This window comes from Lentzea sp. NPDC042327 (assembly GCF_040647275.1).
Taxonomy (GTDB): domain Bacteria; phylum Actinomycetota; class Actinomycetes; order Mycobacteriales; family Pseudonocardiaceae; genus Lentzea.
Window position 1 is genome coordinate 152,321 of sequence record NZ_JBEZBX010000006.1, and the last position, 14,068, is coordinate 166,388.

16 protein-coding genes are annotated in these 14,068 nt (G+C 70.7%); 11 read left to right on the forward strand and 5 right to left on the reverse strand.

Annotation, left to right across the window (positions count from 1 at the left end):
* Positions 1–285: 285 nt before the first annotated feature.
* Entirely contained in the window at positions 286–1,200 is a 915-nt protein-coding gene (locus AB0A63_RS17570; RefSeq protein WP_360391906.1) for a serine/threonine-protein kinase, read from the forward strand.
* Here AB0A63_RS17570 and AB0A63_RS17575 read toward each other — a convergent pair.
* Complete coding sequence (locus AB0A63_RS17575; protein ID WP_360391909.1) at positions 1,182–3,878, reverse strand: BTAD domain-containing putative transcriptional regulator; 2,697 nt, start codon at positions 3,876–3,878, stop codon at positions 1,182–1,184. The genes AB0A63_RS17570 and AB0A63_RS17575 overlap by 19 nt on opposite strands.
* A 160-nt stretch (positions 3,879–4,038) precedes the next feature.
* Here AB0A63_RS17575 and AB0A63_RS17580 point away from each other — a divergent pair, with 160 nt between their 5' ends.
* Entirely contained in the window at positions 4,039–5,190 is a 1,152-nt protein-coding gene (locus tag AB0A63_RS17580) for a hypothetical protein (protein ID WP_360391911.1), read from the forward strand.
* A 175-nt stretch (positions 5,191–5,365) separates the two neighbouring features.
* Here AB0A63_RS17580 and AB0A63_RS17585 read toward each other — a convergent pair whose 3' ends face one another.
* Positions 5,366–6,517, reverse strand: coding sequence for a hypothetical protein (locus AB0A63_RS17585; RefSeq protein ID WP_360391914.1), 1,152 nt, complete (start codon positions 6,515–6,517; stop codon positions 5,366–5,368).
* Positions 6,518–6,637: 120 nt separating this feature from the next.
* Complete coding sequence (locus tag AB0A63_RS17590) at positions 6,638–7,870, reverse strand: mannosyltransferase (RefSeq protein ID WP_360391917.1); 1,233 nt, start codon at positions 7,868–7,870, stop codon at positions 6,638–6,640.
* Positions 7,871–8,048: 178 nt separating this feature from the next.
* Between AB0A63_RS17590 and AB0A63_RS17595 the strand changes: the two genes are divergently transcribed.
* The 9 genes from AB0A63_RS17595 to AB0A63_RS17635 all read left to right on the forward strand — a co-directional run bounded on the left by AB0A63_RS17595 (position 8,049) and on the right by AB0A63_RS17635 (position 11,952).
* The gene (locus tag AB0A63_RS17595; RefSeq protein WP_360391920.1) at positions 8,049–8,606 is read left to right on the forward strand and encodes a sigma-70 family RNA polymerase sigma factor; all 558 of its coding nucleotides are present in this window, start codon (positions 8,049–8,051) and stop codon (positions 8,604–8,606) included.
* Positions 8,597–9,145, forward strand: coding sequence for an Asp23/Gls24 family envelope stress response protein (locus AB0A63_RS17600; RefSeq protein ID WP_360391922.1), 549 nt, complete (start codon positions 8,597–8,599; stop codon positions 9,143–9,145). The genes AB0A63_RS17595 and AB0A63_RS17600 overlap by 10 nt, the downstream gene beginning before the upstream one ends.
* 5 nt (positions 9,146–9,150) lie before the next feature.
* A complete protein-coding gene (locus AB0A63_RS17605) occupies positions 9,151–9,507 on the forward strand; it encodes an Asp23/Gls24 family envelope stress response protein (protein ID WP_360391925.1) in 357 nt (118 codons plus the stop codon).
* Positions 9,501–9,812 (forward strand): hypothetical protein, encoded by a 312-nt coding sequence (locus AB0A63_RS17610; protein WP_360391928.1) that lies wholly within the window; start codon positions 9,501–9,503, stop codon positions 9,810–9,812. Before AB0A63_RS17605 ends, AB0A63_RS17610 begins: the two co-directional genes overlap by 7 nt.
* A gap of 54 nt (positions 9,813–9,866) precedes the next feature.
* The gene (locus AB0A63_RS17615) at positions 9,867–10,328 is read left to right on the forward strand and encodes an Asp23/Gls24 family envelope stress response protein (protein ID WP_360391931.1); all 462 of its coding nucleotides are present in this window, start codon (positions 9,867–9,869) and stop codon (positions 10,326–10,328) included.
* Positions 10,329–10,396: 68 nt separating this feature from the next.
* Positions 10,397–10,573: a hypothetical protein gene (locus AB0A63_RS17620; protein WP_093600157.1), complete on the forward strand. Its 177-nt coding sequence runs from the start codon at positions 10,397–10,399 to the stop codon at positions 10,571–10,573.
* Positions 10,574–10,577: 4 nt separating this feature from the next.
* The gene (locus AB0A63_RS17625; RefSeq protein WP_360391933.1) at positions 10,578–10,898 is read left to right on the forward strand and encodes an Asp23/Gls24 family envelope stress response protein; all 321 of its coding nucleotides are present in this window, start codon (positions 10,578–10,580) and stop codon (positions 10,896–10,898) included.
* A complete protein-coding gene (locus AB0A63_RS17630) occupies positions 10,895–11,413 on the forward strand; it encodes a DUF6286 domain-containing protein (RefSeq protein WP_360391936.1) in 519 nt (172 codons plus the stop codon). Before AB0A63_RS17625 ends, AB0A63_RS17630 begins: the two co-directional genes overlap by 4 nt.
* Entirely contained in the window at positions 11,410–11,952 is a 543-nt protein-coding gene (locus tag AB0A63_RS17635) for an alkaline shock response membrane anchor protein AmaP (protein WP_360391939.1), read from the forward strand. Before AB0A63_RS17630 ends, AB0A63_RS17635 begins: the two co-directional genes overlap by 4 nt.
* On the opposite strand, the gene AB0A63_RS17640 is transcribed toward AB0A63_RS17635, so the two are convergent.
* Together AB0A63_RS17640 and AB0A63_RS17645 are read right to left on the reverse strand one after the other, a co-directional pair.
* On the reverse strand, positions 11,953–12,612 hold the full coding sequence (locus tag AB0A63_RS17640; protein WP_360391942.1) for a TrkA family potassium uptake protein: 660 nt from the start codon (positions 12,610–12,612) through the stop codon (positions 11,953–11,955). It abuts the gene before it with no gap.
* The gene (locus AB0A63_RS17645) at positions 12,602–13,945 is read right to left on the reverse strand and encodes a potassium transporter TrkG (RefSeq protein WP_360391945.1); all 1,344 of its coding nucleotides are present in this window, start codon (positions 13,943–13,945) and stop codon (positions 12,602–12,604) included. Before AB0A63_RS17645 ends, AB0A63_RS17640 begins: the two co-directional genes overlap by 11 nt.
* Positions 13,946–14,068: the final 123 nt, after the last annotated feature.

Genomic DNA, 14,068 nt, shown 5'->3' on the forward strand with positions numbered 1-14,068 from the left:
TGGAGCGCTTCGGCCTTTCGTTTGTGGGACGCAGTCCGCGGCGTGCTTTCAGCGCTTCCGACATGGGACAGCGGAATTCGATGGAACCGACGCTCGCGACCGAGACGACGATTCTGTGTGGACTACCCGAAATTCCGTCCGGCAGGTGCCAGCGATCCACGCGTTCTCCTCCCCCGTCGGCCGGAATCATGTCAGAGACGCGCTACTCCGCTGGGGTGAACCTTGTAACAGGACAGAGTTAGGCTCGATTATCGGACACGGGTGAGTTTGACGTGAGGGGGATTGGTGAAGGTCGGCACCGTGCTCGGTGATCGTTTCCGCTTGACCGAGCCGCTGGGAGAGGGCGGCATGGGGCGCTTGTTCCGCGCGCTCGATCTCGAATGCGATACCGAGGTCGCGGTCAAGGTGTTACCGCCCAGGTTTTTACAATCCGACACCTGGTACGCCGAGAACGGCCAGAAGCTAGCGATCGAGGGCGACATCGGCCGACAACTGCACGACGTGGACGGCACACCCGTCGTGCACTTGATCGGCGTGCACAATGAACTGTCCTATGTGGTCATGGAGATCATCGAGGGCGTGTCGCTCACCGAACTGATCAGTCGCAACAGGTCGATCAAGCGGCGCGCAGCAGTGGCGATCGCCTGTCAGCTGGGTGAGATCCTGGTTGCGGTGCACCACCGTGGTTTCGTGCACCGGGACGTCAAGGACGAAAACGTCAAGGTCGATCCACGTGGTCGCGTGTACCTGCTCGACTTCGGGATCGCTAAGCACATCGACGCCGAGAACAAGTTCGGAGGAACACACGGCTACGCACCCTATGAACAGGTGAGGCACAAGGAACTGACGTTCCAAAGTGATGTCTACGCCCTGGGATGCCTGGTGTGCCAGATGGTCGCGAACCGCTTGCCGTTCCTCGAAGAGGACGACTGGAACGTCGGTGAGGTGCCCGCCGAGGTGCCGGCCAGGGTGCTGCACCGCCTCGGGCCCGATCTCGCGGCGGTGGTGCTGCGCATGATCGACCGGGACCTCGGTCGGAGATTCGCCACGATGGCAGAAGCGGTGCGGCACCTGAGCAGACTTCTGCCACCGCCTGACTCCCCACCGGATCCCCAGGCCCTCGATCCCGATCCCGAGGCGTGGCTTCGCGCGAACCCGTTGCGCCTTCCGCTGGTCGGTGGTCAAGGAGTCGTGAGCTGACGCAGCCTGGCGAGAAGGTCCTTGTCGCCGGGTGACGACTTGACGAACTCCTCCAGCGGCCCCTCCAACAGCTCTTGTGCCCGTTGCCAGGCCTCCCGCGCGGCAGCCGGATCGCCGGTCCCGGCAAGTGCATGGCCGAGCACTTCGCGGACTCGAGCCTCGTTCAGGAAGGCGCCGGTGCGGCGGTACTCGTCGGCGGCCTGCGCCGCCGGGGTGACGGCTTCGGCGGAGTGGCCGAGTTCGAGGTGACAACTCGCGACCGTTCGCCGCGCCGCGGCCAGCCCGTACCCGTCGCCGGCGGTCTGCACCGCGCGCTGCGCGAAGGAAAGCGCCCGATCAGGGTGCCCGGTCTCCAAGAGCACTCCGGCCATACCCGCTGCCGCGTAGGCGATGCCTCGGCGATCACCGACGGCCTCGTAGGTTCGGAGCGCGGCGCTGTAGTGCTCAGCCGCGGCGCCCATGTCCTTGCGGCTTTCATGGATTGCACCGAGGATCTGGTGACTGTGCGCCTCGCCGACGACGTTGCCGGCTTCCCGCTCCAGCGCGATCGACTCGTGGACAACGGCCATCGCACGGTTCAGGTCGTTCAACTTGCGGCGGGTCGCACCGAGTTGCCGGTGCACCGCTGCCCGGTAACGGGGTCCGGTGGTGCCGGCAGCCGTCTCCATCGCGTCGGACAGGAACTTCTCCGACTCCTGCCAATGGCCGCGCTGGCGCTGGTAGAGGACGAGGACGAGTGCGAGCCTCCACTGGTAGGACTGGTAGTTCCGATAGGCGGGGTGTTTCAGCACCGACGTGAACACACCGTATTCAGCGTCGAACCACGCCATGGCCTCTTCCTTGGAGAACGCCGGCACCTCAAGGGCCGGCGGTGGTGCCGTGTCGGGGAACTCGCGTTCCGATTCGAGCGCCAGGTCAGCAGCTCTCCCCACCCAGAAGAGGTGATCGAGCACTCGAGTCCGCGCGATGCCCAGGGCCGTGCCGGTCAACTCCGACTCGGCCTGGCGCGCGGCGAAGAGACGCAGCTCGTCGTGCAGTGCGAACCGGTTCTCCTCGACCTCGTCGGCGAGGTGGCTCTCCGTCAGCTCGTCCATCCGCGTCCTGAGCTCGACCGGCGTCAGGCCGGTCAGGAAACTCAGCGCGGCCGCATCGACGATCGGTCCGGGGTGCACACCGAGCAGGTGGAACACATCGGTCGCGGCCGACGACAGAGCCCGGTACGACCACGTGATCACCGTCTCCAGCCTGATCGACCGGGTCTTCGGTACGGGTGCGTCGAGCAGTGCGGACGTGTCGTGGAGTTCCTTGAGGATCGTGTTCAGGCGGTACGTCTTGCGCTGCTGGGCGCGGGCAGCGACGATCGAGATCGACAAGGGCAACCCGCCGCACACGACGACCAGTTCCTCGGCCGCGAGCCACTCGTCGTCGACTCGCCTGTCGTCGATCAGGTCGCGCAACATCGCGAACCCTGCTCGTACCGTCAACCTCTCCACTGAGACCTCCTTGCCGCTTCCGGCGAAGCCGATCCCCGGCATCCGCCGCCGGCTGGTGATGACGGCGGCGCACCGCGGTCCGGCGGGCAACAGCGGTTCGACCTGGGCGTGGTCGAACGCGTTGTCGAGGACCACGAGGACTGCCCGGTCGGCCAGCAGGCTGCGGTACTGGCCGACGAGGTCGTCGGCCGGGGTGGCGCCGAGCGCCCGGACGAATGACCTGAGCAGGCGATCGGCCGGCACGGGATCGTGCTCGTCGAACCCGCGCAGGTCGCCGTGGAGCACACCGTCCGGGAAGGCGCCGAGTGAGCGGTGCGCCCACCACAGGACCAACTGGGTCTTCCCGACGCCCGCCGGGCCGACGACCGCGACGACCTGGACCCTACCGGCGAGCAGCCGGTCCAGTTGTGCCAGCTCGTGCTCCCGGCCGTGCAGGACCTCGACGGCCCGCGGCAACTGGTTCGGCCTGAGTGGACCGGGCAAAGCGACCTGGGACGCGGCACGGGCGTCCGCGACGGCTTTCCTCACCAGGGAGGTGAGGCTGGCCGGCATCATCTCCGCAGCCTTGCGTCGGCACCTGGCGAACTCGGCCGCGGCCTGCTCGATTTCGCCGTCTTCGCCCAGGTGCACAAGTGCCCGCACCAAGGCCTCGAAGACCTCGACGTCACGCGGCCACCGTCGCATCGCCTCGCGTGCGACCGTCGCGGCCTCATCCACCAGGACGCAGCCCAGGTTCACGGTGATGAGCTCCAAACACGCCCTGCGGTGCCGGTTCGTCAGGTCCACGGACAGATCCTGGAGATGCGCCTGCCCGACGTTGGACAGTGGATCGCCGGGTCGCCACAGGGTGACGGCCTCGCGCAACGCGTGTAGCCGTCCTTCACCCTCGGATGCGCGTGCTCGGTCGAACAGCTTCCTGAACCGCCAGTAGTCGATGCGCTCGTGGTCGAGGATCAAGCGCACCGGGCCGCGTTCCTCCGGCAGCACCTGGTCTCCGACGAGCTTCCGCAGGTCGCGGACGTAGTTCCGGATGGTCGCCGGCGCCAGTGAACCCGGAGAACCGCCGAGCAGTTCGGTCAGCCGTTGTCGATCCACGGTGCACTGGGAAGCGAGCGCGAGCGCCGCCAACAAGGCACGGGTGCGGTCCGTCAGCGGCTGTTCGACACCGCCTTTGAACAGCGCCACCGGACCTAGGACCTGAACGTGGATGCCGTTGTCCTCCATCACCGCCAGTGAAGCAGACCCGCGCTTCGAAACCGCTTTTCCACACGACTTCCACACGATCGGCACACGTTCGCCGGAGATGCTTCCGCCGTCCTGGTCGAACAGGAGAACGGGAGGTCGGATGGCGACGAGGAACTGGACACGAGCACCCGTCGAACGGACACGTGCGGTGCGGCGGGTGGTCCTCGCGGTCGTGCACACGATGGCCTCGGGCCGGCGGGTGCTGGACGCGCTCTCGGTAATCGAGAGCCAGCCGGAGGTGCAGGTGGTCTTCACGAGTCCGCCGGACGCCGTCGGCTGCGGAGTCGAGGAGTTCTTGCGCAAGGAGGCCGCACTGACCATCCCGTGGCGCGACGCGGCCGACGAGCGGTTCGACCTCGTCGTGGCGGCATCGAGCCGACGAGTCGGCGACCTCGGCGGCGGTCCGGTCCTGCTGCTGCCGGACGCGGCGGCGCGCGGCGCGTTCCCCGAAGTGCCCGGGTACGACGGTCTCGACGGCATCAAGCAAGCCCTGAGACGACCTTGCGGCACCGCGCACCCTTTGTCCGTGATCGCGCTTGCGCGCCGCGAGCAGCACCGGTTGTTGCGCGATCGGTGGCCTGGCACCTCCCGGCACACCGTCGTGGTGGGAGACATGGGCTACGACCGGCTGGTGGCGAGTCTGTCGCACCGCACGCGCTACCGGACCGCACTCGGCGCCGGGACGGCCGGGCGAGTGGTGCTGGTGAGTTCAGGACGCGGGCCGCAATCGCTGTTCGGGCGGTCTCCGGGGTTGCTCGACCGGGTCGTCGCGGAACTGCCCGGTCACCTCGTGGTCTGCCACCTGCATCCGGACGTGTGGGACGTGCACGGCCACCGCCAGGTCCTGTCCTGGACGTCGGGCGTTCGGCGGGCCGGTCTCGTGATGATTCCGCCCGATGTCGACTGGCGAATTCCCCTGGTGGCCGCCGACCAGGTGATCGGCGACCACGGCCCCGTGACGACCTACGCGGCGGCGGTGGGCAAGCCGGTCGCCCTTGCCCTGCCCACGCCGTCGTCGACCACCGCGATTCCAGTGCTGAACCCGTCACAACCACTGCGCGACCAGATCGACGAACTCACCCCAACGGCGACCGCACAGGCGGCCGTCGACCGCATCACCTCAATGCCGCACCGCGCGGCCGCCGTTCTTCGCACGACCTGCAGTCGTGTGATGCGCCTACCCGACCTGGGCGCGCCCCCGGTCTGCCGGCCAGTCCCGGTGGACAGGTCCATCACCTCGTGGCCCGTGTGACCACGACGTCCAGAAAAGAGAGAGACATGTCGAACACGAAGCCGTCCTCCATCCGCCTCAGCCAGGGCGGGGGCACCGGCGACAGCCGCTGAGTTCCTGCTCGCGGGAGGTTCGACCTCGAACCTCCCGCAGTTTCATGGTGACACCCGATCGCAACCGCGGTCTTCAGCGCACGTCAACGACTTCCTCGCACCGCGTCAGAGGTCAGCTGGCGCGCGCCGTCGACGTACGGGACCGCGGCAAGGTCGAGCAGGAGCCGCGTCGTGGCGTTGAGCTCCGCGGCGATCTCCGCCAGCGTCGCATCGGCTCGGAGCTGGAACCGGGCGCCGAACATGCACTGACCGCGTTGCTTCGCCTGGTTCTCCCCGAAGCCGATGCCGAGGTGGCGCGGTCCGCCGGCGGCGACCATCCGTTCCCAGGCGGCGCGGTCGTGAGCGGCCTTGGGCTTGGCCGGCGAGGTGACCCAGTCCTGCCGGAAGGCCTCCATCACCGGCCAGAGCGCGTGCAGGTAGGCCCAGTCGAAGCCCGCCGACGTCCGCACGTCGGTCTGCATGAGGCAGACCTTCACGGACGGCCCCATGGGACTTCCCCAGTTGGGATCCCCCGCGTATTTGGGGTAGGAGCGGACGCTGAGCCGTTCCTCTGCCTCGGCGAACACCAGGTAACCCGCCTTCCGGGCGGGCGTGTGGAGCCGTGCGACCCAGCTCTGCCCGGCTGACGAGCTCACCAGGTCGTGGTCGACCCCGGGAGGTGGTCGCAGCCGGCGGTGGACCCACGCCATCCGGGCTCGCAGGGCGATGACGAAGGCCTCGCCGGGTTCCAGGTCGTTCCAGCGGGTGTCCGGGCACAGCTGCGGCACCGCCTGCTCTGCGCATGAAAGCCAGTCCGACGCGGTGTGCGCCACCCAGGGGTTGTCGCTGCCCGTGAGAGCCCGCAGGAGGTCCTCCCAGTACACCGAACGCCATCCGCTGGAACGCGGAGCGTCGAGGGGAAGGCGCTCAGGGGAGATCAGCACGTGGTGGGCGACGTCCGGGAAGGCGTCGCGGTAGCGCTGCAGTTGCCTGGAACCCAGACCGGAGAGGACTTTCGCCTCCGCGACGCAACGCTGCTCGCCCTCCACGGTCACGAGCAGGTCGACCCGGTCGCGGTGACCTGCTCGCGCTTCGCGGTGGACGGAGACCCGCTGCGGTGAGTCGCCCAGGCCCAGAAGAGCAGCCACGGGCTTCGGGTCCAGCTCGATCAGCGTCGCGATCAGGTCGCTCCACCTGTTCTCGGCTCCCAGCGGCACCAGATGGCGGAACGGCGACTCCACGCTTCCCGTGATCATGCCGGGAGATCGCCGGGCCCTCACCGGTCGTTACGGCGGGCGGGTGCGGGGACGCCCGGCCGGTGGGGGTACCGGCCGGGTGTCGGCTCAGCGGGTCACCAGAGGGTGAACTGGTAGTTCTCACGTCACCCCGAGATCATTCGTCTTTTGCGGTGACCGTCGGCATACCCGTTCGGGTTTGACCGCCGTCGCGACCAGGGCTGGGGTCGCGGCGAGGGTCAGCAGGCCGAGCGCGGGGTACGCCCAGCCGAGCGCGGCCAGCGGCCAGGGCCGCGGGACCTCCCAGATCGACGGCTGCTGGTCGATCAGGAACGTGATGACGTCCGAGCCGGTCACGACGACCCACGCGCCGGCGAGCCACCAGGCTGCGCGGCCGGTGACGCCGTGCACGAGCCACAGCACCACCGGGATCGCCCACAGCCAGTGGTGGCTCCACGAGATCGGCGAGACCAGCAGGCCGAACAGCTGCACGGCGAGCACCGCGGCCAAGGTGTCCGACGCGCGCACGGCCGAGCGCAGCGCGAGACCGGTCAGTACCGCGGACGCGGCCACCGCGAGCAGCCACGGCCAGGACATCCCGACGTCGTGGCCGAGCGAGCGGGACAGGGCGCCGCGCAGCGACTGGTTGATCGCGGACCCCACCGGGCCCACGCGGTCGGCCGCGCCGAGCAGCTCGAACCAGTAGCGCCACGAGTCGGCCGCGGACACGGCGAACCCGGCGGCCACGGTCAGCGCGAAGCCCGCGAACGACCAGGCCGCGGCCGCCCACCGGCGGGTGACCAGGAAGTACAGCCCGGAGATCGCGGGTGTCAGCTTGAGCCCGGCGCCGATCCCGACGCCCAGGCCGGCCACCGAGCTCCGCGCGGCGACCATCGCGGCGAACACGAAGGCGACCAGCACGAGGTTGATCTGCCCGAAGTCGAGGGTCTTGCGCACCGGCTCACACCACAGTGCGAGCCCCGTCCACAGCAGCGCGCGCCGCGGGTCGTGGGTGGTCTTCGCGGACAGCAGGCGCAACGTCGTGCGCACGATCCACCACAGGCACAGCAGCGACAGCAGCTGCCAGACGACCCGTGCCGCGAGCCACGGCAGCGCCGACAGCGGCAGGAACACCACCGCCCCGAACGGCGGGTAGGTGAACGGCAGCGGGAAGTCCGCCGTGAACGGCATGGTGAGCGCGTACAGCCGGTCGGTCAGCACGTTCGGCGCGAGGCTCCAGTACACCCTGAGGTCGATCATCCCCCAGCTCGCGGGGAACGTCAGCCGCCAGGCGTAGCCCGCCAGCGACAGCCCGAGCACCAGCGGCGCGAACCGCAGCACCCGGGCCTCGACGACGCGGAACCGTTCACTCACCCGTACCTCCCACGACACAGCAGCCGGCCGCCGCGGTGACAGCCGGGCGCGGGTCCATGGTGTCGTGGGGCCCGCCTGTAGCACGAACCGGTGGTTTACCTGCGGTGGGAGAACCGCGTGACGTTTCACGGCCGAAGGTGTCCTAGGGAGTGACACGGACGAACAGGTGGGAGCAGCCATGAGCGTCGAGGCCGCCGCCGCACTCGACGATGCCACGCTGGTGGCGCGGTCCCGGGACGGCGACATGCGCGCCTACGAGCTGCTGGTGCGCCGCTACCAGGGGCAGATGTACCGGCTGGCGTTGCGGGTGGTGGGCAGCGCGGGTGATGCGGAGGACGTGGTGCAGGACGTGTTCCTCACCGCGTGGCGCAGGCTCGGGCAGCTCAAGGACGACGGCGCGTTCGTCGGCTGGCTCTACCGCACGGCCACCAACAGGTGTTTGAACGTGCTGCGGCAGCGCAGGCCGGTGGCCGACGTGGAACTCGACGAGCAGCCGTCGGCGGCGCCGCGGGAGCGGCCCGACCGGGCGGTGGAGGTGAGCGCGCAGATGGACGCGTTGGCCGTGGCGTTGCGCGGGCTGACTCCGGAACAGCGCGCGTGCTGGGTGCTGCGGGAGGTGCACGGGCGGTCGTACGACGAGATCGCCGAGGCCATCGGCACCACGCAGCAGGCGGTGCGCGGAAGGCTCGCGCGTGCGCGGGCACAACTGGCGGAGGTGATGGCGCCGTGGAGGTGACGGCGGACTACGCCCTGCCGTGCGGGCGGGACGTGGAGCAGGTCTGGGAGGCGATCGAGGTCGCCGACGAGCACACGCGCCGCTGCCCGCACTGCTCGGCGGTGCGGGAGAGCCTGCTGGTGCTGCGGGCGGCGACGGAGGAGATGGCGCGCGACCGCGTCGAGCCACCGTCCGACCTGGTCAGCAGGGTGATGTCGGCGGTGCGGGCGGACGCGCGGCGCGGTGAGGTGCTGCCGTTGCCGAGCGCGGGGGCCGACCCGGCGCGGATCAGCACCCAGGCCATCGCGGCGGTGCTGCGGTTCGCGGCGGACGGCGTCGACGGCGTGCGCGCCCGCGGGTGCCGCGTCCGCGAGGCGGTGGAGTCGAGCGAGTCCGACCCGGTGATCGAGGTGGAGCTCGGCATCGCGATCGTGGCCGGGCACACCTCCGCGCAGACGTTCGACGTGGTGCGGGAACGGGTGATCGCGGCGGCCACGGCGCGCATCGGCGTGCGGCTCGCGCGGCTGGACCTCGTCGTGTCCGACGTGCTCGAAGGGTGAGCGGGGTGCTCGAAGTTCTCGAAACGGTCGTGGCGGCACCGGTGGTGGCCGCGGTGGCGGTGCACGCGGCCGAACGCGTGCCGGGGGTGCGGGTGCAGCCGGGGGTGGCGGGGCTCGTCGGCTCCGTCGTCCGCAGTGCCCGCCAGCAGGTGAAGGGGCTCACCCCGGCGCCGGTCGAAGGCGTCCGGGTGCGGTACGCGGACGCGGCGGTGCTGCTGGAGGTGGACGTGGTGATCTCGGGTGAGGACCAGGCCGCCGCGGTGGCGCGGGCGGTGCAGCGGTCGGTGCGCGCGGCGGTGCCGCGGCTCACCGGTGTCGAGGTGGCCTCGGTCCTGGTGACGGTGGTGGACGTCGCGTGCTGATCGCGGAGGAACTGCTCAAGGCGCTGCGCAAGGTCGACGGGCTGCGGCCGTCGACTCCGGTGCTGTCGGTGCGCGTGCCGTGGGACGTCGACGGGCTCGCGGTGGACGTGGCCGACGACCTGGTGTGCGTGCGGGTCGTGGCGACGCGGCTGCCGCTGCCCGCGCTGCTGGCCGAGGCGGGGGTCGTGCTGCGCGCGGTTCTCACCGGCACGCGGTGGGAGTCGGCGCGGCTGCGCCTCGTTGTGACCGATGTGGACGGAGACGCGCTCGCACCGGGTGGCCCCGATCACCCGATCAGGCCGTGACGATGTCCGGATGACGTTGTCGTACAAGGTGTCGACGGTGCTTCGGAGGAAGGAATGACGATGACCACGCAGACCTCGGAGAAGAACAGCACGGCGCTCGCCCCGGCCGGCAGGCTCTCCAGTGACCGGGGCTCGACCACCATCTCGGAAGTGGTGGTGCAGAAGGTCGCGGGCCTCGCGGCGCGGGAGATCAAGGGCGTGCACGCGCTCGGCGGCGGTGCCACGCGGGCGTTGAGCGCGCTGCGCGAGCGGATCCCGGGTGCCACGGCCAGCGCCGGCCAGGGCGTGTCCGTCGAGGTCGGCGAGCGGCAGGCCGCCGTGGACCTGGAGCTCGTCGTCGACTACGGCGTGCCGATCGCGGACCTCGCGAAGTCGGTGCGCGGCAACGTGATCGCCGCGATCGAGCAGATCACCGGCCTCGACGTGGTCGAGGTCAACATCAACGTCAACGACGTGCACATGCCGGCCGAGGACGACGGCACGGAGCCCGAGACCGGCACCGGCCGGGTCCAGTGAGCCAGGCCCGCCGCCTCTCCGTCGGGGGCGGGGCGGCGGGTTTCCCTTCGTGGCAAAGGAGAATGGCAGTGAGCACGACCGCACTGGGACTGCTGACGGGGCTGGCTCTGGGCCTCGCGGCGGCGTTCGGCGGCTTCAGCGCCTTCCTGCTCGTGCTGGTGTTCGGCGCGCTCGGCCTGGTCGCCGGCCGCGTGGCCGAGGGCAAGCTCGACCTGGCGCAGCTGCTCGGCAGGGACAGGGACTGAGCCGATGACGACCACGCTCGCCGCGCCGCAGCGCGGCCTCACGACGGTGGCCGAGCGCGCGGTCGGCCGGATCGCGACCCGTGCCGCGCACGAGGTGACCGGTGTCGCCGGTGCCACCGCCAGCGCGCACGTGACCGGCGGGGTGGCCGCGCTCGACGTGCGGCTCGACCTGCACTACCCCGCACCGGTGCCGGCGACGACCGCTGCCGTCCGCGCGCACCTGGCCGAACGGGTTGAGCTGCTCACCGGTCTGGCGGTGTCCGTCGTGGACGTGTCGGTGGCGGTGCTGCGGACGGCGGCCGAGGTGAGCGGGAGGGTGCGATGACCCGCCGGTCACGCCGGTCGCTGCCGGCGGTCCTGGTCGCGCTGGTGCTGCTCGCCGCGTGCGTGCTGGTCGCCGTGTGCGCGGTCCAGCTCGCGCTGGGCGAACCGCCGCTCGTGTCCTACCCGGCCGTGGCCGAGTACCTGAACGGGACGCGGTGGGACGCGCGGGAGGTGCTGGTCGCGGCTGCCGTGGCGGCCGTGGCCGGGTTGCTGCTGGTGCTGGCGGCGGTCGTGCCGGGACGGTCGCGGACGGCGCCGCTGGACGAGCGCACGTCGGTGTCGCGCCGGGGCCTGCGCAACGCGGTGCGGGCCGCCGCGCGGGTGGACGGCGTCGAGTCGGCGGCCGTCACGGTGGGGCGCAGCCGGGTGAAGGCCTCCGTGCACACCCGGCGCACCAACACCGAGGGCCTCGCCGACGTCGTGCGCGAGTCGGTGCGGCGCCGGCTGGCGGAGATCGAGCTCGCCCGCACACCGCGGGTCGTGGTGCGGGTCAAGGCTTCCAGGGGTGCGTCGTGAACCGTGTGCTGCTCTTCCTGTGCGGCCTGGTGCTGCTGGCCGCGGGCGGTGCCGCGGGTGCCGCTCACTTCGGCCGCTTCCCCGGCCTGTCCGCGCAGGCGCCGCTGGTACCGGGCACGCAGCTGCCGCCGCCGTGGGTGCTCGTGGTGGTCGCCGCGGTGGCCGTCGTCCTCGGGTTGCTGTGCGCGCGGTGGCTGGTGGCGCAGGTGCCCCGCACGCCGGCGACGACGTGGCGCTGGTCCGGTGACGACGGGTCGACGCGGATGTCGACCGGGGTCGCGGTGGCGCCGCTGACCGAGGAGATCAGCGGCTACCCAGGTGTGCGCAAGGTGGAGGCCGCGTTGACCGGTCCGCACACCGCGCCCCGGCTCGCCCTGGTGGTGCGCGCGCACGCCGACGCGGACCTGCGGGAGATCCGGCGCCGCATCGACTCCGAGGGCGTGCCGCGGCTGCGGGAGGCGCTGGAGTCGCCCGGTCTCACCGCGACCGTCGAGTTCCGCCTGGCCGGCTCGTCCGCCGCGGCGGCGCGGGTGTCCTGATCAGACCTGGTCGGCCAGCCGTTCGACGTCCGTGGTCTTCCCGGCGACGATGAGCACGTCGCCGGGCTGGACCACGGTCTCGGCGGTGGCGTAGGTGAAGCCCTCCCCTGCCCGTTTGACGCCGATGACGGTGACGTCGTACTTGGCCCGCAGCTTGCTCCTGCCCAGCGCCTGGCCGACCACGTCCTGCGGCGGCCGCAGCTTGACCATGGCGTAGTCGTCCTCGAACTCGATGAAGTCGAGCATCCGCCCGGTGACCATGTGCGCCACCCGCTCCCCCATCTCGTGCTCGGGCAGCACGACGTGGTGGACGCCGATGCGTTCGAGGATGCGGCGGTGCTCGTGGCTGATCGCCTTCGCCCAGATCGTGGGGATGCCGAAGTCCACGAGGACGGCGGCGGTGAGGATGCTGGCTTCGAGGTTCGTGCCGATGCCCACGACCGCGCGCCCGAACTCGTCGACCCCGAGCTGCCTCATGACCTCGGCGTCGGTGCTGTCGGCGACGACGGCGTGGGTGAGGTTGTCGGCGTGCCGCTGGATCAGCGCGGCGTCCGAGTCGACCGCCATGACCTCGACGCCCTGCGAGACGAGCTCGAGCGCGAGCGAGCTGCCGAACCGCCCCAGCCCGATCACGACGACGCGGGATGTCCTATCCGACAATGGGTCGCTCCTCGGGTAGCTCGTAGCGCCGCCGGCGTTCGCGCAACGCGAGCGCCGACACCAGTGTGATCGACCCGACCCGCCCGGCGAACATCAGCACGATGATCACCAGCTGCGCCACGGGCGGCAGCTCGGCCGTGATCCCGGTCGACATGCCCACCCCGCCGAACGCCGACGACGTCTCGAACAGCACGTCGTCGAGCCGGAACGAGGTGGTGGCGAGCAGGACCAGCGTCGCCGTGATCACGACGCCCACGCCCAGCAGCGCGACCGTGACGGCCTGGCGCTGGACCTCCGCGCTGATCCTGCGGCCCATGACGTGCACGCTCGGCTCGGCCCGCACCTCGGCCAGCAGCACGAACGCGAGCAGGGCGAACGTGGTGACCTTGATGCCGCCCGTCGTGCCCGCGCTGCCGCCGCCGATGAACATCAGCACGTCGTGCACCAGCATCGTGGCCGGCTGCAGCTGGGCGATGTCGATGGTGTTGAACCCCGCGGTGCCCGGCATGGCGCCGTGGAACAGGCCGATGAGCAGCTTGTCGGCGACGCCGTAGGGCCCGAGCGTGCCGGCCCTGCCCCACTCGACGAGCAGGACCACCGCCGTGCCGGCCGCGATCAGTCCGAGGTAGACGGGAACGGTGATCTTGGTGTGCAGCGACCACCGGCGCCGCCGCCGGCCGCGCAGGACCTCGAAGAGCACCGGGAACCCGAGCCCGCCGGTGACGGCGACCGCCACGATCGTGAGGCAGATCCACGGGTCCGTCGCGAACCGCACGAGGTTGTCCGGGTAGAGCGCGAGCCCGACGCTGTTGAACGCCGACACCGAGTGGAACGCGCCCTCGTACGCGGCCCGCTGCGGCGACATGCCGTAGCCGAGCCAGAACCGCAGGCCGAGCACGACCGCGCCGATCGCCTCGACCACCAGGCTGATCGTGATCACACCCGCGATGACCCGGCGGACGTGGCCGAGGTTGAGCGTGTTCGTCTCGGTCTTCACCGTGAGCTGCATGTGCAGCCCCAGCCGGTGCGACACGAGCAACGCCAGCACCGAGGCCATGGTCATGATGCCGAAGCCGCCGACCTGGCACAGCACCAGCAGCGTGACCTCGCCGAACGTGGACCAGTGCGACTCCGTGTCGACCACGGCCAGGCCCGTGCCGGTGATGCCGGAGACCGCGGTGAACAGGGCGGTCAGCGGCGAGGTCGTGCGGCCGGGCTCGGCGGCGACGGGGAGCAGGAACAGGACCGTCCCGACGGCGGTGGCGGCCAGGAAGGCGAGGACGACGAGGCGGGCGGGGTGCCGCCAGCCGGACATGACCGGGCCGGAGATCACCGGGTCAGCCTAGGCGGTGTCCTGTCAGTCCGTTCTACGAGAGTCCCGAGAGCCTGCCGGCGGAGTCGTTCGAGGTGCGGCCCGGTGTGGGCGCATGACGGATCAATCTGCTTGCCGGTTTCT

What these genes read in the sequence shown, in the direction of transcription:
- AB0A63_RS17580 (WP_360391911.1), top strand. Translation starts at nt 4,039, where the DNA reads ATGGCGACGAGGAACTGGACACGAGCACCCGTCGAACGGACACGTGCG.
- AB0A63_RS17585 (WP_360391914.1), bottom strand. Translation starts at nt 6,517, where the DNA reads ATGATCACGGGAAGCGTGGAGTCGCCGTTCCGCCATCTGGTGCCGCTG.
- AB0A63_RS17595 (WP_360391920.1), top strand. Translation starts at nt 8,049, where the DNA reads ATGAGCGTCGAGGCCGCCGCCGCACTCGACGATGCCACGCTGGTGGCG.
- AB0A63_RS17615 (WP_360391931.1), top strand. Translation starts at nt 9,867, where the DNA reads ATGACGATGACCACGCAGACCTCGGAGAAGAACAGCACGGCGCTCGCC.
- AB0A63_RS17625 (WP_360391933.1), top strand. Translation starts at nt 10,578, where the DNA reads ATGACGACCACGCTCGCCGCGCCGCAGCGCGGCCTCACGACGGTGGCC.
- AB0A63_RS17630 (WP_360391936.1), top strand. Translation starts at nt 10,895, where the DNA reads ATGACCCGCCGGTCACGCCGGTCGCTGCCGGCGGTCCTGGTCGCGCTG.